Here is a 19,745-nt window from a genome sequence, read left to right on the forward strand (position 1 = left end):
CTAAACCTGAATAGAGTTGAGAAGCAAAATGGTAGCGAGAAGCGAAAGCACAGCGTAGGTCTCTACCATAGCAGGCAAAATGATTGCCTTACCAGTTTCCTCAGGTCTTCTGGCAATTAGACCAATACAGGCAGCCGAAGTTTTTCCCTGATATATACCAGAAAGTAGACCCACAATGGCTATTGGAAGGCAGGCGAACATAATTTGCATACCCTGCGCTGCATTAACGGCAACTGGCGAACCACCAAAAAGTCCCAGTTTAATAAGCACCCAGAATCCTGCCAATAAACCGTAAATGCCCTGGGTACCTGGAAGCGCCTGCAAAAGAAGAACTTGTCCAAACTTGCCAGGATCTTCAGTCATAACTCCAGCACCAACTTCTCCGGCGATGCCTACACCTACTGCAGAACCTATGCCAGCCAACCCTATGGCCATAGCAGAACCCAACAGTGCGAATACCAGTCCGTCTACAAGCATGGATTTCAAACCTCCTTCGTGCTAATTAAATTATCTTTATGTATTTAGTCCTGTACCCAAAAGGCTTAAATTCTTTGCCCCCATTTTCATAAAACTTGGTAAAAAATTCCACGTACTGCAACCTTGCTGAGTGGACAAAAGCACCCAAACCACTCATGGCCAGGTTAAAGAGATGGAAAATCAACGCAATTGCCAGACCTATCAACCAGCCTATGTAGGGAGAACTTCCAAAAAGAGTAGAAAGGGTACGGGCAAGGATTGCAATAATAGTCGTGGAAAGACCCAGAGCAAAAAGTCGGGAATAAGAAAGCACATCACCCAGGTAGGAAACCAGCCCGTAAAGACTCAGTATGCCAGAGAGGACCTTCATTACTGGGTTCCTCTGATGTCTTCCCTGAGTCGCTACCAGAAAAAGAGCTGCTCCAACAACCACCGGTAAAACTACTGAAGCATAGGAGGAAGCAACCGAAAAAACCACCAAATAAACAACTATCGATGAGATAAATACAAACCATCCCAGTTCATCCATCACCGCCTTGGCATAATTTCTCCTCCGCCATTCTTTGACAAAACCCACCATAACCCCCACCAGAACCTGAACTATACCCAAAAACAGGGAAAAGATAAGCATAGGCAGGGGGTTGTTTATGGGGTCGATCAAAGTAAGTCTCCGCTTCAAAAGGCCCAGAAAAGCAAGGGTGGATGGCAAATAGTCAAAAAGGTCTCCCAGCCAGGAACCCGTTAAAACACCAACAACCAGGGAAGCCACGCCACCCCAGGCAAGCATCCTGAAAAATTGCTTTGTTGATTCGGGAACTTTCAAAGTAGAAGCCCCCAAAAAACCCAAAAGGGCAAGTATCAACCCGTAAATTGTGTCTCCAAGACAAATCCCGAAAAAGAGGAAGAAAAAACCTGCAACCAGAGGTGTGGGGTCTATTTCCCGATAGTTGGGAAGACCATACAATCGGGTCAACACTTCAAAATTTTGAACCCAGCGATTATTCTCTATAAAAACCGGCACCTCTTCATCCAAGTTAGGTTCACGATGAAATAAGGCCCATTCTTTACCTTTATCCTTGAGGGCTTTCTCCAAGAGGGGAATATCGGATTTACGAATCCATCCGCTGAGAATGGCGGTTTCACTGGTCTGCAAAATAGTCGATTCCTTCTCCTTGCGTTCTAATTCCGTCAAGTAATAGTCATGAGCAATTTTTAACTCTCTCTCAAACTTGGAATAAAGAGCAGCCTTGCGAAGCAACTCTTTCTGGCGGTCAAGCAATGCTTCTATGCGCTGCTCAATTTGTTTTCTGGCCTCAACAGGAGTTCCTTCAAAAGCCTGAGGCAGAGCAAGCAATGAAATAGACATGCTTTGGATTATCTTTTCAAAAGCTTCAAAAAACTCCTTATGAATAACCAGAAAAACTATCAAATTTTTTCCCGAACCCGGAAAGACCTCCATTTCCCAAAGAGTACCAGCTTCTGAAAGCCTTTGTCTTAGAACTTCTCTTTTCTCAGCAGGTACCTCTATCAAAAAACTCTGGGTGTAGCGCGTGGAACCCACATCTTCAAGGAAAACATCCACTTTTTCGATTCGAGAAAGAAATTCCCGCAACGCAAGCAACCGGTTAAGGCGGGACCTTAAGGACTGCACCTGTTCCTCAATAGAACGACAGGCTTTATACAACGAGGTATGATCAAAACATGGTTTTCTAAATTCCTCCATCTGCACTTCGAGGGGCTGAGGGAAAAAGTTACTCAAACCAGAAGCAGGTTTTGAAGAATACTTGCCGATAAAATCCAGGCAGAAGTTAACTTCCAACAAGGCATTTTCCAGTTCTTTTACTCTGCCATCACCACCAACCCTGGCTATCAAATCTTCAGGTAAAGACCTCTCCTCTTCCAGGGAAACAACGCCTAGTTCCTGCAAAAGGCCCAGACAGGTATCACGAAAAGATCGGTGCACTACCAGATGCATTCGGCGCATTTCACTGATAGCCATATTCCGTCCACACCTTCTCCAGTAAAAAGTTAACCATCTCTGGAAGCCGCCCCGCAAAATGACGCTCAAAATTCATTGCCTGCTCCTCATACTCCTTCCGTATACGAGCTGCTTCTTTCTGAATATCTTCGATTCGGCTTTTTCTCATCAATTCTATTTCTTCCTGAGTTTCCTGGATAAGCTTTTCTTCCATTTCCCGAATCCTGACTTCGGCTTCCTGGAGAATCCTTGCAGCTTCTCTCTCTGCTTCTCGAATTTCCTGCTCTTTCTTTCTTTCAAGCTCCCTTATTCTCCCAACCACATCGACAACCATGTAAGTTAACCCTCCGACTTATTGATAACCGTCGTAATCTTATCAAATCCCCGTTTCAATTGCAATAAATCGTGATAAAATTATCAAAAAAATGGGTTAGGAGGTGGCAAGTATGAAAGCGCTCGTACTTTACTACACAAGGACTGGTACAACTCAAAAAATGGCTGAAACCATTAGTCAAACACTTGAGCAAGAAGGCATTGTAACCGATCTTGTGGAAGCAAATAATTTCTCAGTTGATAAATTGCCTGAATACCAAATCATCGTAATAGGCTCACCCACCTATTACGGAACCATGGCAGCAGAGATAAAACAAATCCTTGATGAAAGTGTTCGTCTGCATGGAAAACTCGATGGAAAAATCGGCGGTGCATTCACGTCATCAGGGAACGTAGCAGGAGGTAACGAAACCACCATCTGGTCAATACTCTCTGCGCTATTAATCCATGGAATGATTATAAAAGGAGTCCATTCGGGAAACCACTATGGCCCTGTTGCCGTAGATTCATTTGGAGAGGAAGCTCGAAGAGAATGCGTGGAGTACGCTAAGGAATTAGCCAGGTTGGGGAAAACTTTGATAAAGGAACAACAATAAACCCCTCTTCAGGATTGCCAAAAATTCTTATCCGCTCGGGACACACTGTTGCAACCCAGGCAGTATAAAGACACAAAAGTGCATCCACCACGTCCCTGCCTTTCTGTCTTTCCAAAAGCAGGGGCCGCATATATGTTTCCAGGTTTTTCGCAAAAAAAGAACCAGTTTCTTCTTTGAGACAGGGAAGTAATTCTTCTATAAACACCTCACCTCTTTGGCGAACAATTTTTAGGTCAGCGCACAAAGCTATAGCGCTCAAGGACGCAAAAACTTCTATCACTACCCGCGCTTTAGAAGGCTCCGGAACGGGCACCACCTGAAAGCCATGTTTTTCCAAAAGTTTATGAAACTCAAAAAGCAAAGGAAACCTACTAAGGATAAAAGAACGACTAATGGGCAGGATACCCCATCCTGCTTTCCTTAAAAGCGGGGCAAGTTCTCTTTCCGGTTTTCGATTGCCATCGGAATTAGGAATACGCAACGGGGCATCAATAGCCAAAAGTAAAGAAGGGTGAGCAGCAAAAAAGCGCTCAAAGTCCAGAAAGTCCTTTAGGGCAAAAAGATCGCAAAACTCATAAAGAAAGCCTTTTCGCTTTGCAAGGGCAACCCAGGAATCCTTCCTGAAGCTCCAGGAAAGGTCTACACCCGCAATAAATTCATACTTTTTCCAGAGCGTTCTTTGCAAACTCCTTCTCTATGCGAACCGGATAATCGCCGTTAAAACAAGCGAAACAAAAATCTTTACCTGCGTTTCCAACTATCTCTTTCAAATCCTCAATATCGAGATATTGCAAACTATCAAGATCCAGATACTGCCTTATCTCTTCAACACTTTTTCCAAAAGCAACGAGTTCGGAAGAACTTGGAAAATCCACTCCATAAAAACATGGAAAACGATGAGGAGGGGAACTAACCCGCATGTGAACCTCTTTGACTCCTGCCCTCTTCAGGGTAGTTATCCTTCTCCTTGAGGTATTCCCCCTGACAATCGAGTCTTCAATTACAATCACCCGCTTGTTCTGTAGCAGACTCTTGAGAGGGTTCAACTTTATATCTATCGCCAGTTCCCTTTCATCCTGACGAGGACGAATAAAAGTGCGACCGACATAGGGATTACGGATAAAACCCAGCTCCAAAGGTATGCCAGAAAATTCTGCAAAGCCCAGAGCTGCACACATCCCAGAGTCAGGTACGGGAATTACCATATCAGCAACAGCAAACTCTCTGGCAGCCAGCTTCTGCCCCATCTTTTTGCGTGCCTCGTAAACACTGTTTCCAAAAACCAGGCTGTCTGGACGAGCAAAATATATTAACTCAAAAACACAAAAGGCTTTTCTTGAGGAATAAGCATAGAAAAACGAGCGAACTCCATTTTGATCAATAACCACCATTTCCCCCGGAGCGATTTCTCTTAGGAACTCAGCTCCCAGCACATCAAAAGCGCAGCTCTCCGAACTTATCACATAACCTCCATCCAATTTGCCCAAAGCGAGCGGCCTGAAACCCCAGGGATCCCTAACCGCAATTAGGCGGTCAGGAGCAATGATTCCCAACGAAAAGGCACCCCTCATCTGCCACAAAGCTTCTTTAATGGAGTCCTCGAGATTGTCGAACTGGCTGCGAGCAATGAGATGCAAAATCAACTCAGTATCCATGGAAGACCGGAATACAGAACCCAGACGAGTAAGTTGCTTACGAAGCTGCAAAGTATTGGTCAAGTTACCGTTGTGAGCTATGCCCAGCTCTCCAAAACGACAATCCCCCAAAAAGGGTTGCGCATTCTTAAGGGAAGAAGAGCCAGTAGTCGAATAACGGACGTGGCCTAGAGCAACGTGGCCTTTAAGTCTTTCAAAGTCTGAAGGATGAAAGACCTCACTAACCAGCCCCATGCCCTTCTTTTCCTGCAGGCTCTTCCCGTCCCAAACAACAATGCCTGCACTCTCCTGGCCACGGTGCTGGAGCGAGAAAAGCCCTAAATAAGTTAGCTCTACAGCATTAGGCAAACCAAACACTCCAAAAACGCCACAGCTCTCTTTTAAACCCAGCAAAGACTTCGCCTACCTTTCTGAAAAAATTATGTCAGAAATTAAAACGTCATTTCCCAGTGTTTTCTGGCAACCTCTACGCTAACTCTAATCAGTTCTCTTTTTCCCTTACGGAAAACCAGATGCTTACCCCCACTTCTCCCCAGAACTTGGAAAGGAAAACCCCTTTCAAGAAGAATCTTTTCAAATTTTGGAAAGTCTTTCTCCTCAACTGTAACCACTGCTCTGCCCCCTGCTTCTCCAAACAGAATTACATCTTCTCTCAAATCACCACAATTACCGATATCAATGTCGAATCCCACTGCCGCTTCTGCGCTCAACGAAGCTTCGGCAAGGGCTATAGCCAGACCACCCTCGCTAACGTCAATCGCTGAGCAAAGGCATCTTTCTTTGACAAGCTCGATTAAAACTTCCTGAAGGCGCTTTTCTGCCTCCATATCAAAATGGGGAAGAGGGCCAACCTCCAGATTATGAATTACTCTTAAATACTCACTACCACCGAGCCCATCACCACATTCGCCAAGTAACACAATCAGCAAGTTTTCTTGACTGAAACAGGAAGGAATAACTCTGGAAATATCCTCTACAATCCCTATCATCCCGACGGTAGGCGTAGGATAGATCGAACCCTCTGGGCTTTCGTTGTAAAAAGATACATTGCCACTCACCACGGGAACATTGAAATATTGAGCAGCCTCACTCAGGCCTCTCACGGCTTCCACAAACTGCCAGTAACGGTCCGGTTTGTCAGGATTACCAAAATTCAGGCAATCAGTAATACCAGCAGGAGTGGCTCCACAACAGGCAAGATTCCTTGCAGCTTCAGCAACCGCCATCTGAGCACCCTGGTAAGGATTCAAGAAGCAATAAAGGGGGTTGCAGTCAGTGGTCACCGCTATACCCCAGTTTTTACCTTTTACCCGAAGTACCACAGTTCCCGAACCCGGGTAAATTACTGTGTTGGTTTGAACCATGTGGTCGTACTGCTCGTAAACAAAGCGACGAGAGCACAGGTTTGGTGAGGCAAGCAGGGATAGAAAAGTTTGATTAAGGTCTTCAGGAACAGGCAACGTGTCAAAAGCAAAGCTGTTGAGCTCCTTAAAGTAAGGGGGTTCGTGAAACGGTGGCACACAAGAAGGTGGAGCAGTTAAGGCTTTGGCTGGAACATCGGCCACAATTTCACCTCGGTAACGTATGGTGACCCTTCCTGAGTCAACAACCCGACCAATAACTTCTGCCTCAAGACCCCACTTTCTGAAAATACTGCATATTGTTTCTTCATAGCCCTTTTCAACACAGAGAAGCATGCGCTCCTGCGATTCAGACATCATAATCTCCCAGGCTTCCATGCCTTCCTCGCGCACCGGCACCCGATCCAAGTCAACTTCCATCCCGGAATCACCAGCTGCAGCCATTTCGCTCGTGGAACAGGTAAGACCTGCTGCACCCATGTCTTTTATTCCAACCACTCTACCAGTTTCTATGGCTTCCAGGGTAGCTTCGATAAGGCACTTTTCAGTGAAAGGATCACCAATCTGAACACTGGGCCTCTTTTCCTCATTCTCTGCAAACTCCTGAGAGGCCAGAATACTACAGCCACCTATACCATCTCTTCCTGTCTTGTTACCTACATAGATTATGGCATTGCCTTCACCCCTGGCTACGGCTCGCATTAAACCATTCTCGGGCACCAGGCCAATACACATCACGTTCACCAAACAGTTGCCTCGAAAGGAAGGATGGAAGTAAAGCTCCCCTGCAACCGTTGGCACACCAACACAATTTCCATAAAAAGCAATCCCGTCAACAACGCCCCGAAAAATATACCTGGAATGATTTTCATCAGGAGGAGCAAAGCGGAGGGAATCCAGGCATGCAATGGGGCGAGCCCCACTACCTAGGATATCACGGATTATGCCTCCCACACCCGTTGCTGCACCCTGCTTTGGCTCCACCTGGGAAGGATGATTATGGCTTTCCATTTTGAAAACCAGAGCTAATCCATCATAGACTATGCCTCCAGCATCTTCTCCAACCAGAGCTTGGAACCTTCCCCGGCGGGGCAAAAGCCGGAACCAACTTCTGGAATGGGTGTAACCACAATGTTCTGACCACTCCACAGAGAACATAGCTATCTCAGTAGAAGTCGGAACTCTACCCAAAATTTCCAGAATCCTGTTGTAGTCTTCCTCTCGTAAGCCAAGACTCAAAGCTATTTCTTTATTACCACTTTGCTGCACTTTCTCTCCTCCAACCATTGAATAATAGATTGAAAAAGTCTTTTTCCGTCTTCTGAACCCAAAATTGATTCTGCACAGCGCTCAGGATGGGGCATCATGCCCAGAACATTCCCCGAAGGCGAAACTATTCCGGCAATATTCCCCACCGAACCATTAGGATTGGCATCCGGGCTAATTCTACCCTGCGCATCACAGTATCTGAAGGCAATCAAATTGTTCCTTTCCAGTTCCTCAAATACTGAAGGGGGAACAAAAAAATTGCCCTGCTGATGCGCAATAGGCATTTTAACCACTTCTCCCTGAGCGTATCGCATGGTAAAAGGCGTATCGCTGTTCTCCACCCTGAGATATACCCAGCGACATATGAAATGACCACCAACGTTGGGCAAAAGCACTCCAGGCAGTAAACCAGCCTCAACAAGGATTTGAAAGCCGTTGCAGATACCTAAAACCAGCCCTCCTTTCTCAGCAAATTCCCGAATACTGAGCATAATAGGAGCATACGCAGCTATGGCTCCGGCTCGCAAATAATCACCATAGCTAAATCCGCCTGGCAACACAATACAATCACAATCTTTCAAATCTCTTGTTGCATGCCAGAGATATACAGTCTCCACACCCAGCACATCGTGCAAAACATGGAAACAGTCTCGATCACAGTTAGAACCAGGAAAAACAACGATTCCAAAACGCATGGTCCACTCCTCATTTTACTTTTTCTAAGGAGAAATCGAAATCCTCAATAATGGGGTTAGCCAGAAGTTGATGACACATTGCTTCAAGCAGCTTTTCGGCTTCCGCGTCATTTTCAGCATCAAACAAAACCTCAAAAAATTTACCCGTCTTGACTTCTTCTACGCTTTCAAAGGAAAGTGAATGCAAAGCATTTTTAATGGTAACTCCTTGAGGGTCAAAAACACCACTTTTTAAAGTAACGACCACTTTACCACGGTATTTCATGCTATTCCTCCTTCAAAAGGCACGGAGAAAACTCCGTGCCTTTTGGTTTCTAATACTGTATCAACTCTTTTTTCCCAGTCTCTGCAGATTTCAAAATAGTATCACAAACCAAAGCACAGCGGTACCCATCTTCGAAAGTAGCTCCATAAGGAGCAATAGAGCGGTTGTTCACTACAGCATCCAGAAAATGTGCTATGGCATGTACAAAAGTGTGTTCCCAACCAATAATGTGACCATGGGGCCACCACTTATCATAAAAAGGATGATAGCTCTCGGTAACCAGCACATCGTGAAAGCCACGCAAAACCTTTGGTTCTTCATCAGTTAGATACACTTCAAGCTCGTTCAATCTTTCCAAGTTGAAACGCAAGCTCCCTTTAGAACCATTAATCTCGATTACCTGATAATTCTTGCGTCCACCGCAAAACCGAGAAGCTTCCAGGGTGCCAATAGCACCTCCCTCAAACTCTACGATGGCAACAAACGCATCGTCCACATCGACAGGAACTTTTTTCTGAGGGTCTTCGAGAGAGGGGCGTTCCTTAATAAAGGTACGAGTTAAAGCACTCACGGAAGTAATTTCTCCCACCAGAAAACGCGCTAAATCGACAATGTGGGAACCAAGGTCCCCAAGGGCTCCAGAACCAGAGACTCCCTTTTGCAATCTCCATACAGCTGGAAAGTTGGGGTCCATAATCCACTCTTGCAAATATTGAGCGCGAAAGTGGTATATTTCTCCCAATTTTCCTTCTTCTATTAGCTCTTTAGCCAGACGTAACGCGGGAACGAAACGATAGTTAAAACAAACCATCGCCTTAGCTGGGGAAGCCTGCGCCGCTTCCCACATTTTCCGAGCTTCCTCAGAAGTAGCAGCAAGTGGTTTTTCGCAGAAAACATGTTTTCCCAGTTTTAGAGCTTCAATACAGGGCTCAGCATGTAAGTTATTAGGACCACCATTATCAAATATTTGTACTTCACCATCTTGAAGCATTGTCTTCCAGTCAGTATAGTACTTCTCATACCCATAGCGAACTTTTGCTTCCTTAACGGCTTCCTCATTGCGCCCACATATTGCAACCAGGCGAGGAAAAGCAACCGGAGGCCAGAAAATATAGGGATACTTTTTGTAAGCGTTGGTATGCGCTTTGCCCATAAAAGCATAACCCAGCATGCCGATACCCAGCTCCGGTATGTCCTTCGCCACACCTTTTTTCTCGCCCATAGTCACAAATCCAACCTTTTCAGCCATTCAAAACGCCCCCTTTTAGAATATAATTGCCCCCAGCCCCAACTAATAAGGATTGACTTCTTGCAACAAGCTCATTACTTTTCTCGCCAGAGCAAAAATTTCTTCTTGTTCCATCCCTTCCAGATTCACCACTATCGATACCGTGAAAAAATCCAAATCCTTACCTACTCCCGCAACTGCTACTTTTGAAAGTCCTTCCTCTTTAATTCTTTGCATCAAATACCTGGCCATATCCAGGGTTTGTTTTTGAAGAAGTGGCCACTTGGAGATGTCCTCTTCGGCAAGCACAAAGCCAACTTCTGCTCTGTCTCCACGAACCCTGACAAGGGCAAACTCGCCAAAAGAGTAATTTTCTTCCACATAATTACGGAATATTCTTCCTCTGGGAATTTCCTCTGTCAAAGCACTCCCCTCCCTGGAATATTATAATATTTTCGCTTTCTTATACCAGGCCTGAAATGAAAAGAAGCCTGGATGGTTTTCCTAAAATAGAAGTGAATACACAGAGAAAAGAGGGTAAAGCATTGAAAAAGGAATTTTTCCGGAAAGAAAGGGATCTTCTGGGCGAAGAAGCAATACCTGAAAATGCTTACTGGGGTGTGCATTCCAAAAGAGCCAGAGATAATTTTCCTTTCTCAAAAAAAGTCCCCCCATCTCTGGTCAAAGCCTATTTTGCCGTAAAATGGGCCTGTACCAGGGCAAACCTGGAAGTGGGCCTTCTGGAAGCAAAGATAGGCAACGCCATACTGAAAGCCTGCGAAGAAGGCATGGAGGGCAAATTTAATGAGGAAGTCATCGTACCCATTTTTCAGGGCGGGGCTGGAACCTCTCTCAATATGAATATTAACGAAATAATTGCCAACCGAGCTCTGGAAATACTCGGCTATTCTAAAGGCAACTATCAAAAAATCAACCCCTTTGATCATGTAAACCTGAGCCAATCTACCAATGACACCTTCATGACCGCAGTTAAGGTAGCCACACTCTGGCAACTCGACGAGCTGGAAAAAGAAATCATTAACCTCCAGGAAACGCTGCAGCAAAAAGAGAAAGAGTTTGCTTCTGTGCTAAAGGTAGGAAGGACCGAGCTTCAGGACGCCGTTCCTATAACTTTGGGAATGGAATTTGGTGCCTTTGCTGAAGCCATCGCCCGCGACCGTTGGAGACTCTGGAAAAGCAGGGAACGAATAAAAGAAGTTAACCTTGGCGGAACTGCAGTAGGAACAGGGTTAAATGCTCACCCTGAATACATTGCCAGGGCAATCGTCCACTTGAACGAGATAAGTGGTTTGCCGCTGGCCAAAGCCATGAATCTTTTCGAAAATACTCAGAATCTGGATGTTTTCTCTGAAGTATCGGGTCTTTTGCGTTCATTAGCCGTGAACCTGCGCAAAATAGCCAACGACCTGCGTCTACTCTCCATGGGACCACGAGCTGGTATTAGCGAAATCAGCCTGCCTGCCCTGCAAGAGGGTTCCTCGATAATGCCTGGGAAAGTCAATCCCGTCATGTGCGAATACATAGAAGGTATCGCTATCGACGTAATGGGTAAAGACCAGGCTATAGCTTTTTCCTGCTCCAGTGGACAGTTGGAATTGAATCATCTCGGACCTTTTATTGCCGCTCACATACTGGAAATGATAGAAGAACTCAAATTAGGCATTAACGCTTTCACAGAAAAATGCTTGCGGGGAATAAGGGCCAACCAGGAACGCTGCAACGAATTACTGGAAAAAAGCTTCGCTCTGGCAACCTGTATAGTTCCCTATCTGGGCCATGAACGTACTTCAGAATTAGTCCAGAAGTGCCTCCGGGAAGGCAAAAACTTTAGGGATTTTCTCATCGAGCAAAAAATCTTTTCTGAGGAAGAATTAAAAAACATCTTGAACCCCCTGGAAATCTCGAGACCCGGTATTCCAGGTTTTGGAAAAGTAGAGGTGAAAAGGTTGTGAAACAAACAACGCCCCGTGGCCTGAGGCCCCACATAGGCATTTTTGGCAGAAGAAACGCTGGTAAGTCCTCTCTGATTAACGCTCTTACGCATCAGGAAGTAGCCATCGTATCAGAAATTCCCGGTACCACTACCGACCCGGTATTTAAGGCTGTTGAATTGCTTCCCTTTGGACCCGTGACGCTTATCGACACAGCAGGCCTGGATGACGAAGGTTTTCTGGGAGAATTGCGCAAGAAAAAAACCTTGGAAATACTCAGGCGCTGTGACCTGGCGCTTGTGGTGTGGGACCACAACTCAGACTTGACCTTTGAAAAGCAACTAATCGAGCTTTTGCGAGAAAACGGTATAACCACCATTGGAGTACAGAATAAAATTGACTTGGTCGCAACCACCAACACCCTGGCTGACCACCAGATACCCACTTTCAGGGTAAGCGCCAGAACTGGAGAAGGTATAGAAGAGCTGAAGAAAGCCCTTATATCAATACTACAACGCTCCTACCAGGAAAAACCGCTAATTAAAGACCTCGTCACCATTGGGGACACCGTAGTGCTGGTGGTCCCCATAGACCTCGGCGCACCTAAGGGCAGGTTAATCCTTCCCCAGGTACAAACCATTCGAGAACTGCTCGATGCAGAAGCAGTAGTGGTAATTACTAAAGAAAGAGAATTGGTTGAAACTTTGCAGGGACTGAAAAATCCACCGCGAATGGTGATTACCGATTCTCAGGTGTTTCATAAAGTAGCAGGAGCAGTGCCTCCTGGAATACCTCTTACCAGTTTTTCAATCCTCTTTGCTCGCTACAAAGGAGACCTCCTGACCTTCGTGGAAGGCGTAGAAGCTATTGAAAAGCTCAAACCTGGAGACAAAGTCTTAATTTCGGAAGCTTGTACCCACCATCCCATGCCTGATGATATCGGACGAATAAAAATACCACGCTGGCTCAGGCAAAGACTGGGTTTTGAGGTAGATATCGATGTTAATGTGGGAGCCAGCTTCCCAGACAATCTTTCTCAGTACCAGCTGATAATCCACTGTGGAGCCTGCATGTTAAACCCTAAGGAAATGTATTACCGCATACTTACTGCAAAAAGAGAGAACGTGCCCATTACCAATTACGGGATAACCATTGCCTATTTACAGGGACTCTTCCCCCGGGTACTTGAAGTTTTTCCTGAAATGCAAGCCAAGCTGCAAGCCAGAACTTTTTCAGCCAGTCTCTTTCATCGCATCGGTGGGAAATGGTCACTGTAATCAGTTTTGCAGAAAGCGAAATATATCATACTTTCTAAAGTGGAGATAACGGTCAGTCATAACGTTGAGAGGCTTCTTGACTGCTTCAAAGTGGGCAGCAAGAAAGTCGAGTATGGTATCCAGACGGTTTTCCTGGGCAACTTTGCTCTGCCCAGCAAGGCGGTAAACTTCTTTGCCCTTTCTTTCCAGCTCTTCACTGCTGCTCACCGAAACAGGCAAAAAGGGTTTACGACGAACGTTAAAAGGACTACCAAACAGCTGCTCTGGAAAAACCCCACTCAGGAAGAGTGCTATATCTCCAGCTCTTTTCAGAAAGACAAAGCGATAAGGCTCTTCCACTCTCTCGCTTATCTCAAGCATCAGGTCAAAGTCCATATCGCTTATAGACTTTTTAAGGTATATGCCTCTCCCTTTACGAATATAAAGAGTGATGTTGTTCACCTTCACAAAAGAGACAAGCAGTTCAACCAGGTAGTCCCTCACGTCTTCCCTCGAAACAGCTTCTATGACCTTGGGTCCATCAAATACGGGTACCCGCTCTCTATAGCCTATACGCTCCAGAGTATAATTCTCCCGTTTGATATCCCTTATTGCCTGCCTCAGAAGAAGCTCAAAGTAAAAATAGGGACTTACTTTCAAAAAGAGATGCTCATCAAGGACCAGCTTTTTAAAGACATTTTCATCGTCTAAAACTACGTCCAGTACCCGGTAATCGTCTCTGACCAGCTCTGCAAAGTGGGACGTTCCCTGTTCGGCAAAAGCCCTTGCCAGGTATTGAAAGTCTTCAGGAATAAACCTTTTAAAAACCTGGCGCATAAGGTATCAATACACCACTCCAAACTTCTCAAAGTAAAAACGAGAAACATCTTCAATCTCTTTCTTTTCTCTAATATTATAAACGTAACGGATTACTTTTTTCTTCCAAAATTCATCCTTGCTCAGTTTACCTTCACGCCACAGCAAAAAATCAAGAGCTCTAACCTGAAAACTCAAGGCATATTCCCCATCTAAGACGAGCTGAACCAGAAACCAGGAAGCTCCTGGAAAAAGGCGACGCAAACTCTCAAAACCAAAACCAATTTGATTCCATACCGCTTGGGAAAGGTCTTTACTCACCATTTGCATCTGGACGAAAGCCTGGTTATCCTCTGAAAGCCCGATATTCAAAACCTTGTAACCAAATTCCTCGAGAAGAGCAATGGTCCGCTGAATCGCTTCATCAATGTCCTTGCTACCCAACACATTGCTCTCAATCAGCACAAAGCCATCTTCAAAAACCAAACGGTCATTGACATAAAACCTGACTTTCCACTCCCCGGGAACAATTTTCGAAGCGTTCGATAAAAGATCCAGTATGCCCTGTGCACCTACGTACTTTTTAGTTTCCTCAATCACTAAGATACTTTCAAAAACCGCTCCCTCCGGAGAAATGAACTCCCACCGAAGCGTTTCGCCTTCCAAAACCTCCTCCAGAAAGACCCAGCAGATTATTTTTCCATCCTCCGTGGAAAATTGTTCAATACGTTCCAAGGGAAGACCGTCCTGGTCAAGCCCTCTACAGAGCGCATAATCCAAAACTCTTGAAACAGAGGGTAACTCAGCAGCTCTGACCAGAGGAAGAAACATACCAAAAACAACCATTAATGTTACATAAAACCAAATCTTGCGCATTAAGCGATACACCGAAAGCCCCTTTTTCGTTTTCTCTATAATAACACAGTACTTCTTTAAGTGTTAAGTCTGCCTTCCCTAAAAGCGGAAAGGTACTTCATACAAAATTCGTCAATTCCTAAAAGTGCCTCTGCCGCATAGATGGAAGCCATCAGTTCTCTGTCCAGAGGGTCAATAATTGCTGCGTCCAGGCCAAATCCGAGACAGAGCACCACAAAAGTCCGGTTCAAAAGCCTTCTGTTTGGCAAACCAAAAGAAACGTTTGACAAACCACAAACTGTCTTCACCTTGGGAAACTTATCTTTAATACTTCTTAAGGTCTCCAGAAAAACTTTCCCTTGAGTAGAATCCGTACCCACGGGAATAACCAGAGGATCAATAAAAAGCCGTTCTTCAGGGATGTCATAGCGGTGCACAGCTTCCAGCAATCTATCCACCAGTTTCATGCGCTCCTGACCAGTCTGGGGTATTCCGGCTTCGCCCATAGCCAGACCAACTATGGAAGCGTTCCACTCTTTAGCCAGAGGAAGCAACGCTTTTATTTTTGCTTCCTCAGCCGTAAAGGAATTAATGATTAACTCTTTCTTTTTGTAAACCTTCAAAGCTTTTTCCAGCGCCTTTTCATTAGCAGAATCAAAACAAAGAGGTACGCTCACCTCATCCTGAATAATTTCCACCAACCAAGGAAGGTTTTCCATCTCCGAGTTAGCGTCAGTGCCTGCATTCACATCGATGAAATGCGCTCCTGCCTGCTCCTGTTTTCTGGCTTCTTCAATAAAAAACTGAGCGTCTCTTCTTTCCAGAGCCTCTCGTATAGGTTTACGTGTGGCATTAATCCGTTCTCCAATAATAATCAACACAGCTCGACCTCCTCGCTAATATTAAAAATACGATTAATTTCTCCCTCAAAAAGACGGGCCAGATAAAAGGAACCAGCGACCACCAGAGGCAATCCGTTCTTTACCGCTAAATCTTTTGCAAAAGTGTAGGCCATCGCCGGGTCTTTGACAACCAGGGTGGGTGCAACTCTCTCAAACAGGGAAACCAGATTGCCAGGCATTATGGCCCGAGGGGTGTAAGGTTGGGTAACGACTATCGAATCTGCAAAGCCACCCAGAACTTCCGCAATAGAGTTGATATCCTTTCCTTTCACAAAACCCAAAAGGAAAGTGCTTTTTTCAATACCCAGATAATTACGGAGAGCGTTACGCAAAGCCAGAAAGGAGTCGCGATTATGGGCCACATCGAAGATTACCAAAGGGCGATCCGAAATTACTTGAATCCTTCCCGGCCAGCTTACCCTTGTAAGCGCGGTTTCTATCGCGTGTTCTCGAAAGTCCAAACCCCATTCCCGCAATATAAGTAAAGCCATCAAAAAATTAGCAACCTGATGGTCGCCAAGAAGGGGGAATAATGATGCGCTCCTGCCCCAGCTTTTCACCTCCCACTGCAGTTGAGACCCCAAAGAATCTCTGGACAGAATTTCAAAGAAACACTCTTCTTCAAACCGGGTTACTGGAGCACTTTTCAGGCGGGCAACTTCCAAAATCACTTTCTCAGCTTCCGGACATTGAGAAGCCAGAACGAGAGGAATCCCAGAACGAATGATGCCAGCCTTTTCTTTGGCGATCTCCCCTACAGAATTCCCCAAAACATCCATGTGGTCCATTCCGATAGGAGTTATCGCTGTTAAATCCGGACAGGAAACATTGGTCGCATCAAGGCGCCCACCCAAACCAACCTCAAAAACAGCCAAATCAACCTTTCTTTCGAGAAAATAAAGAAAAGCAAGAGCCACCGAAACCTCAAAATAAGTAGGCTTGCCCAAAGGAGAACTGCGACCCATTTCCTCAACAACGGGCCGAATACGCCGTACCAGCAATCCCAGCTCATCTCCACCGATGAAAGTATCGTTAATCCGTATCCGCTCTCGATAAGTTACAAGATGGGGCTTGGAATAAAGGCCGCAACTGAAACCGTAAGCCATCAAAAACCTATGCAAAAGGTAAGAAGTGGAACCCTTGCCTTTGGTGCCAGCAATCAAGATAGTGGGTACTCTGAACTGGGGATTACCCAAGCGGTCCATCAACTCCTGCATACGCTCCAGTTTTAAATCCGAATACGAAAAACCAATCTTCTCGTAGTTAATCAAACCGTAAAGGTAGCGCAAGGCTTCTTGATACAACATGACTCGACCTCAATATTCCTCCGGAAGGTTACGCAAAAAGTCATATCTGAAAACCGGTCCTTCTTTACATACATAATAAGGACCAATGTTACAGCGACCACATTTCCCCAGACCACATTTCATCTTCATCTCCAAAGTAGTTATGATATCTTGAGGACGACATCCCATCTCAAGCAACGTCTTAATGGTAAATTTAATCATTATCGGAGGACCACAAACAATAGCAGTAGGTGGTCTATTCCTATCCAGCGGGACAGATGCCTGCAATATCTGAGGCACCAAACCTACTCTTCCTCCCCAGGATTCGTCTCCTTTATCCACCGTGACGATGAGTTCCACATCCTCTCTCTCCGACCACCTCTTAAGCTCCCACTTAAAAACCAGGTCTTGAGGGGTTCTGGCTCCATAGAGAATGGTAATCACGCCAAAACGAGAGCGATATTCAGGGTCAAGAACATAGTTTATAAGTGACCTCAAAGGGGCCAAACCAATGCCGCCTCCAATAAAAAGCAGATTTTTCCCTTCCAACTCATTCACGGGGAAACCATTCCCATAAGGACCCCGGATACCTATCTGACTCCCCGGAACCTGCTGGTGAAGAGCCTCGGTAACCAACCCGATTCTCTTAATACTAAACTCGATGACCCCCTTTTGAGTGGGGGAAGAAGTTATCGAAAAGGGTGCCTCACCTTTGCCAGGAAGAAAAACCTCTGCAAACTGACCCGGGAGGTATTCAAAGTGAAAATCATCTGGAATCTCCACTCGAAAGGTTTTAATATCAGGAGTTTCTGGAATAACCTCCCGTATAACACAGAGCCGAGGAAGATAAATATTTTGAAGTTTACTCACGCTTTTTGTCACCCACCTCTTGCAACATTCCCCTAACCACTTCTCTGATGTCCCAGTTAACCGGACAAGCGGTCACACAAACCCCACAACCAACACACCCAAAACTACCCTCACGCATTGGAAAATAGGAAAACTTATGGAGAACCCTCTGGCGCACTCTCTCGGTATAACCGGGACGTGGATTATGACCCGAAGCATGCAAGGTAAATTTAGGAAACATACAGCTGTCCCAGCTACAAAGCTGATAACCCTTCAGCGCCCCATCCATCACAAGATCAAAACAATAACAGGTAGGGCATAGAAAAGTACAAGCTCCGCAGTTAAAGCACTTCCGAGCCAGTTTTTCCCATTTTTCGCTGTAAAAATTATCGTAAAGTCTCTCTGGAAAGTCCTCATTTATAACAAAAGGCTCTAAAAAAGATTCACTTCTTTTTCTTAACTTCTCAACCTCTTTCGATAACCCAGCACTTATCCCTTCATAAGTGAGTGGGAAAACATCAGCAGGATCCTCCAAATATAACCCTTCCTCCAGAGGCACCAGAAAGGGAGAATCATCAGTATGCCAAAAGGGTCCACCACCCACCCAGTTACAGAAACAGGTTACCTCGGGAGCAAGACAGGCCACAATCACCAAACGAAGAGAACGACGATGTGAAAAATAGAGACCATCTGGAGGTTCTTTTCCAATAAAAATTCTGTCCAGAACATCCAAAACCGCTTTTGCCTCGCAAGGCAAGGCAAAAACCAAAGAGGGTAGCGATTCCTCCTCAACCGGCAAATCCTCCACAGACCATCCTTTTCTATTCCATAAGAAGCGACAAACTTTGCGCCATTGAGGATAAAAGGCTTCCTTCACAGTACGTATTTCTCTGTCCAGGCTTTTAAAGAGATCCGGATATTTGTTTTTCAGCCGCTGGGTAACCCATACCCTGTCCCTTTCATTCACAATCCATTCTCGAAACTTTTCCTGGTTCCAGTAACCCTTTCTCATTATCCTTAACCCCTCACTTTATAAATTCGTTAGGGTCATTTTCTTTGTAAGTAAGCAAGGGTGCTTTTTCTTCAAGGCTTAACCCTGCTTCAAAACCAAAATACTCCTTAACAATGCTCTCCACCTTAATAGTGAGAAGCGCAATGGGGATTCCTACCGGACAGGCTCGCTCGCAAGCTCCACACTCTACGCAACGACCAGCAAGGTGCATGGCACGGCCCATGTGGAAAACAAAATTGTCAGAGAAAGTTGGACAGGGAGTTGTCCAGCGAGGGTGGGTGCTTTCCACAAAACATTCGTTGCAGTAGCAAAGAGGGCAGGCTTCACGACAAGCATAGCAGCGAATACAGGAGCTAAGCTCTCTGTAAAGCTCGTCAAAACGCTTTTCAGGACTTTTTGAATCCATTTCTTGCACATAATCCAAACCAAATTTCTCCCAATTACTCTTGTCAAGAGGCTCGCCGACCAAGAAATCATAAAGAGGAGGGTTGGGATATCGGCAACGAAGACAGGTGTTTTCCATAAAATCCTGATAGTGATATTCCTTTCCCTCGATAACAAAACCCTCTTCCTTCCAAAAAACTGCATCATGGGAAAAGTTTCCCAGAGAATCCCACATCTTTCTCCAGTCCAAAATACCTCTGCATGGGACGCCAATGATTTTCAAGCGCTCACGCTCAAATTGCTCTTCCTGAAGAAGAACTATTAGCGACCGTGCATCACAGCCCTTAGCAACGATGCCCAATCTTTTATCACTTTTTTTATAACGCTGAAGATACCTGGAAAGGTTGACCGAACACAACGGATTAAAAATCATTTTTTCAACATCCTGCAGCTCTTCAGCAAACAAAGGCGAAGTTCGGAAAGGAAGAGAACCCCACTGGTAACCGATAATCATATCCACTTCTTTCTCCGCAAGCAACCTGCGGGCAATTTCCCTTACCTCTTCAGAAAACATTG

Annotated in this window: 20 protein-coding genes; 3 read left to right on the forward strand and 17 right to left on the reverse strand. The window is 45.3% G+C overall.

All coding sequences use genetic code 11. From position 1 onward, the window contains the following. Genes ACKTT1_RS08255 through ACKTT1_RS08265 form a run of 3 tightly spaced genes read right to left on the reverse strand, consistent with a single transcriptional unit; the run spans nt 1 to nt 2,789 of the window. Nucleotides 1-477, reverse strand: a complete 477-nt coding sequence (locus tag ACKTT1_RS08255; RefSeq protein WP_369018847.1) for a V-type ATP synthase subunit K — start codon at nt 475-477, stop codon at nt 1-3. Between the two features lie 25 nt (nt 478-502). Then, nucleotides 503-2,476, reverse strand: coding sequence for a V-type ATP synthase subunit I (locus tag ACKTT1_RS08260; protein ID WP_369018846.1), 1,974 nt, complete (start codon nt 2,474-2,476; stop codon nt 503-505). Continuing rightward, nucleotides 2,463-2,789: a hypothetical protein gene (locus tag ACKTT1_RS08265; protein ID WP_369018845.1), complete on the reverse strand. Its 327-nt coding sequence runs from the start codon at nt 2,787-2,789 to the stop codon at nt 2,463-2,465. Before ACKTT1_RS08265 ends, ACKTT1_RS08260 begins: the two co-directional genes overlap by 14 nt. A 112-nt stretch (nt 2,790-2,901) precedes the next feature. Between ACKTT1_RS08265 and ACKTT1_RS08270 the strand changes: the two genes are divergently transcribed. Continuing rightward, nucleotides 2,902-3,384: a flavodoxin family protein gene (locus tag ACKTT1_RS08270; protein WP_369018844.1), complete on the forward strand. Its 483-nt coding sequence runs from the start codon at nt 2,902-2,904 to the stop codon at nt 3,382-3,384. Here ACKTT1_RS08270 and ACKTT1_RS08275 read toward each other — a convergent pair. The 7 genes from ACKTT1_RS08275 to ACKTT1_RS08305 are packed head-to-tail and all read right to left on the reverse strand — an operon-like array spanning nt 3,335 to nt 10,280. After that, nucleotides 3,335-4,069 (reverse strand): DUF429 domain-containing protein, encoded by a 735-nt coding sequence (locus ACKTT1_RS08275; RefSeq protein WP_369018843.1) that lies wholly within the window; start codon nt 4,067-4,069, stop codon nt 3,335-3,337. The two genes, ACKTT1_RS08270 and ACKTT1_RS08275, sit on opposite strands and share 50 nt — an antisense overlap. Next, on the reverse strand, nt 4,041-5,432 hold the full coding sequence (gene purF / locus ACKTT1_RS08280; RefSeq protein ID WP_369018842.1) for an amidophosphoribosyltransferase: 1,392 nt from the start codon (nt 5,430-5,432) through the stop codon (nt 4,041-4,043). Before purF ends, ACKTT1_RS08275 begins: the two co-directional genes overlap by 29 nt. A 38-nt stretch (nt 5,433-5,470) precedes the next feature. Then, nucleotides 5,471-7,669, reverse strand: a complete 2,199-nt coding sequence (purL, locus tag ACKTT1_RS08285) for a phosphoribosylformylglycinamidine synthase subunit PurL (protein WP_412709223.1) — start codon at nt 7,667-7,669, stop codon at nt 5,471-5,473. Beyond that, the gene (gene purQ / locus ACKTT1_RS08290; RefSeq protein WP_412709224.1) at nt 7,642-8,364 is read right to left on the reverse strand and encodes a phosphoribosylformylglycinamidine synthase subunit PurQ; all 723 of its coding nucleotides are present in this window, start codon (nt 8,362-8,364) and stop codon (nt 7,642-7,644) included. Before purQ ends, purL begins: the two co-directional genes overlap by 28 nt. A gap of 10 nt (nt 8,365-8,374) precedes the next feature. Continuing rightward, nucleotides 8,375-8,629, reverse strand: coding sequence for a phosphoribosylformylglycinamidine synthase subunit PurS (gene purS / locus ACKTT1_RS08295; protein WP_412709225.1), 255 nt, complete (start codon nt 8,627-8,629; stop codon nt 8,375-8,377). A gap of 49 nt (nt 8,630-8,678) precedes the next feature. Beyond that, on the reverse strand, nt 8,679-9,878 hold the full coding sequence (locus ACKTT1_RS08300) for a Gfo/Idh/MocA family protein (protein WP_412709226.1): 1,200 nt from the start codon (nt 9,876-9,878) through the stop codon (nt 8,679-8,681). Between the two features lie 42 nt (nt 9,879-9,920). After that, on the reverse strand, nt 9,921-10,280 hold the full coding sequence (locus ACKTT1_RS08305) for a hypothetical protein (RefSeq protein ID WP_412709227.1): 360 nt from the start codon (nt 10,278-10,280) through the stop codon (nt 9,921-9,923). A 56-nt stretch (nt 10,281-10,336) separates the two neighbouring features. Here ACKTT1_RS08305 and ACKTT1_RS08310 point away from each other — a divergent pair, with 56 nt between their 5' ends. Both ACKTT1_RS08310 and hydF read left to right on the forward strand, forming a co-directional pair. Continuing rightward, nucleotides 10,337-11,830: an aspartate ammonia-lyase gene (locus tag ACKTT1_RS08310; protein WP_412709228.1), complete on the forward strand. Its 1,494-nt coding sequence runs from the start codon at nt 10,337-10,339 to the stop codon at nt 11,828-11,830. Continuing rightward, nucleotides 11,827-13,086 carry a [FeFe] hydrogenase H-cluster maturation GTPase HydF gene (hydF, locus tag ACKTT1_RS08315; RefSeq protein WP_412709229.1) on the forward strand — a complete coding sequence of 420 codons (1,260 nt, stop codon included), beginning with the start codon at nt 11,827-11,829 and terminating at the stop codon, nt 13,084-13,086. The genes ACKTT1_RS08310 and hydF overlap by 4 nt, the downstream gene beginning before the upstream one ends. Here hydF and ACKTT1_RS08320 read toward each other — a convergent pair whose 3' ends face one another. Genes ACKTT1_RS08320 through ACKTT1_RS08350 form a run of 7 tightly spaced genes read right to left on the reverse strand, consistent with a single transcriptional unit; the run spans nt 13,087 to nt 19,743 of the window. Beyond that, entirely contained in the window at nt 13,087-13,902 is an 816-nt protein-coding gene (locus ACKTT1_RS08320) for a hypothetical protein (protein WP_412709230.1), read from the reverse strand. A gap of 6 nt (nt 13,903-13,908) precedes the next feature. Next, nucleotides 13,909-14,757 (reverse strand): hypothetical protein, encoded by an 849-nt coding sequence (locus ACKTT1_RS08325; protein ID WP_412709231.1) that lies wholly within the window; start codon nt 14,755-14,757, stop codon nt 13,909-13,911. 56 nt (nt 14,758-14,813) lie between these two features. Continuing rightward, entirely contained in the window at nt 14,814-15,617 is an 804-nt protein-coding gene (locus ACKTT1_RS08330; RefSeq protein WP_412709232.1) for a methyltetrahydrofolate cobalamin methyltransferase, read from the reverse strand. Next, a complete protein-coding gene (locus ACKTT1_RS08335) occupies nt 15,611-16,945 on the reverse strand; it encodes a bifunctional folylpolyglutamate synthase/dihydrofolate synthase (RefSeq protein ID WP_412709233.1) in 1,335 nt (444 codons plus the stop codon). Before ACKTT1_RS08335 ends, ACKTT1_RS08330 begins: the two co-directional genes overlap by 7 nt. 9 nt (nt 16,946-16,954) lie before the next feature. Beyond that, complete coding sequence (locus ACKTT1_RS08340) at nt 16,955-17,794, reverse strand: FAD/NAD(P)-binding protein (RefSeq protein WP_369018830.1); 840 nt, start codon at nt 17,792-17,794, stop codon at nt 16,955-16,957. Beyond that, a complete protein-coding gene (locus ACKTT1_RS08345; RefSeq protein ID WP_369018829.1) occupies nt 17,787-18,785 on the reverse strand; it encodes a 4Fe-4S dicluster domain-containing protein in 999 nt (332 codons plus the stop codon). The genes ACKTT1_RS08340 and ACKTT1_RS08345 overlap by 8 nt, the downstream gene beginning before the upstream one ends. Nucleotides 18,786-18,798: 13 nt before the next feature. Continuing rightward, the gene (locus tag ACKTT1_RS08350) at nt 18,799-19,743 is read right to left on the reverse strand and encodes a 4Fe-4S dicluster domain-containing protein (RefSeq protein WP_369018828.1); all 945 of its coding nucleotides are present in this window, start codon (nt 19,741-19,743) and stop codon (nt 18,799-18,801) included. Nucleotides 19,744-19,745: the final 2 nt, after the last annotated feature.

Source organism: Atrimonas thermophila (genome assembly GCF_045864955.1).
Taxonomy (GTDB): Bacteria; Atribacterota; Atribacteria; order Atribacterales; family Thermatribacteraceae; genus Thermatribacter; species Thermatribacter velox.

Coding starts and splice junctions, on each gene's coding strand:
- ACKTT1_RS08265 (WP_369018845.1), bottom strand. CDS start 2,789: ATGGTTGTCGATGTGGTTGGGAGAATAAGGGAGCTTGAAAGAAAGAAA.
- ACKTT1_RS08320 (WP_412709230.1), bottom strand. CDS start 13,902: ATGCGCCAGGTTTTTAAAAGGTTTATTCCTGAAGACTTTCAATACCTG.
- purS (WP_412709225.1), bottom strand. CDS start 8,629: ATGAAATACCGTGGTAAAGTGGTCGTTACTTTAAAAAGTGGTGTTTTT.
- ACKTT1_RS08260 (WP_369018846.1), bottom strand. CDS start 2,476: ATGGCTATCAGTGAAATGCGCCGAATGCATCTGGTAGTGCACCGATCT.
- ACKTT1_RS08335 (WP_412709233.1), bottom strand. CDS start 16,945: ATGTTGTATCAAGAAGCCTTGCGCTACCTTTACGGTTTGATTAACTAC.
- purQ (WP_412709224.1), bottom strand. CDS start 8,364: ATGCGTTTTGGAATCGTTGTTTTTCCTGGTTCTAACTGTGATCGAGAC.
- ACKTT1_RS08270 (WP_369018844.1), top strand. CDS start 2,902: ATGAAAGCGCTCGTACTTTACTACACAAGGACTGGTACAACTCAAAAA.
- ACKTT1_RS08255 (WP_369018847.1), bottom strand. CDS start 477: ATGCTTGTAGACGGACTGGTATTCGCACTGTTGGGTTCTGCTATGGCC.
- ACKTT1_RS08325 (WP_412709231.1), bottom strand. CDS start 14,757: ATGCGCAAGATTTGGTTTTATGTAACATTAATGGTTGTTTTTGGTATG.
- ACKTT1_RS08310 (WP_412709228.1), top strand. CDS start 10,337: ATGAAAAGAAGCCTGGATGGTTTTCCTAAAATAGAAGTGAATACACAG.
- ACKTT1_RS08345 (WP_369018829.1), bottom strand. CDS start 18,785: ATGAGAAAGGGTTACTGGAACCAGGAAAAGTTTCGAGAATGGATTGTG.
- ACKTT1_RS08350 (WP_369018828.1), bottom strand. CDS start 19,743: ATGTTTTCTGAAGAGGTAAGGGAAATTGCCCGCAGGTTGCTTGCGGAG.
- ACKTT1_RS08300 (WP_412709226.1), bottom strand. CDS start 9,878: ATGGCTGAAAAGGTTGGATTTGTGACTATGGGCGAGAAAAAAGGTGTG.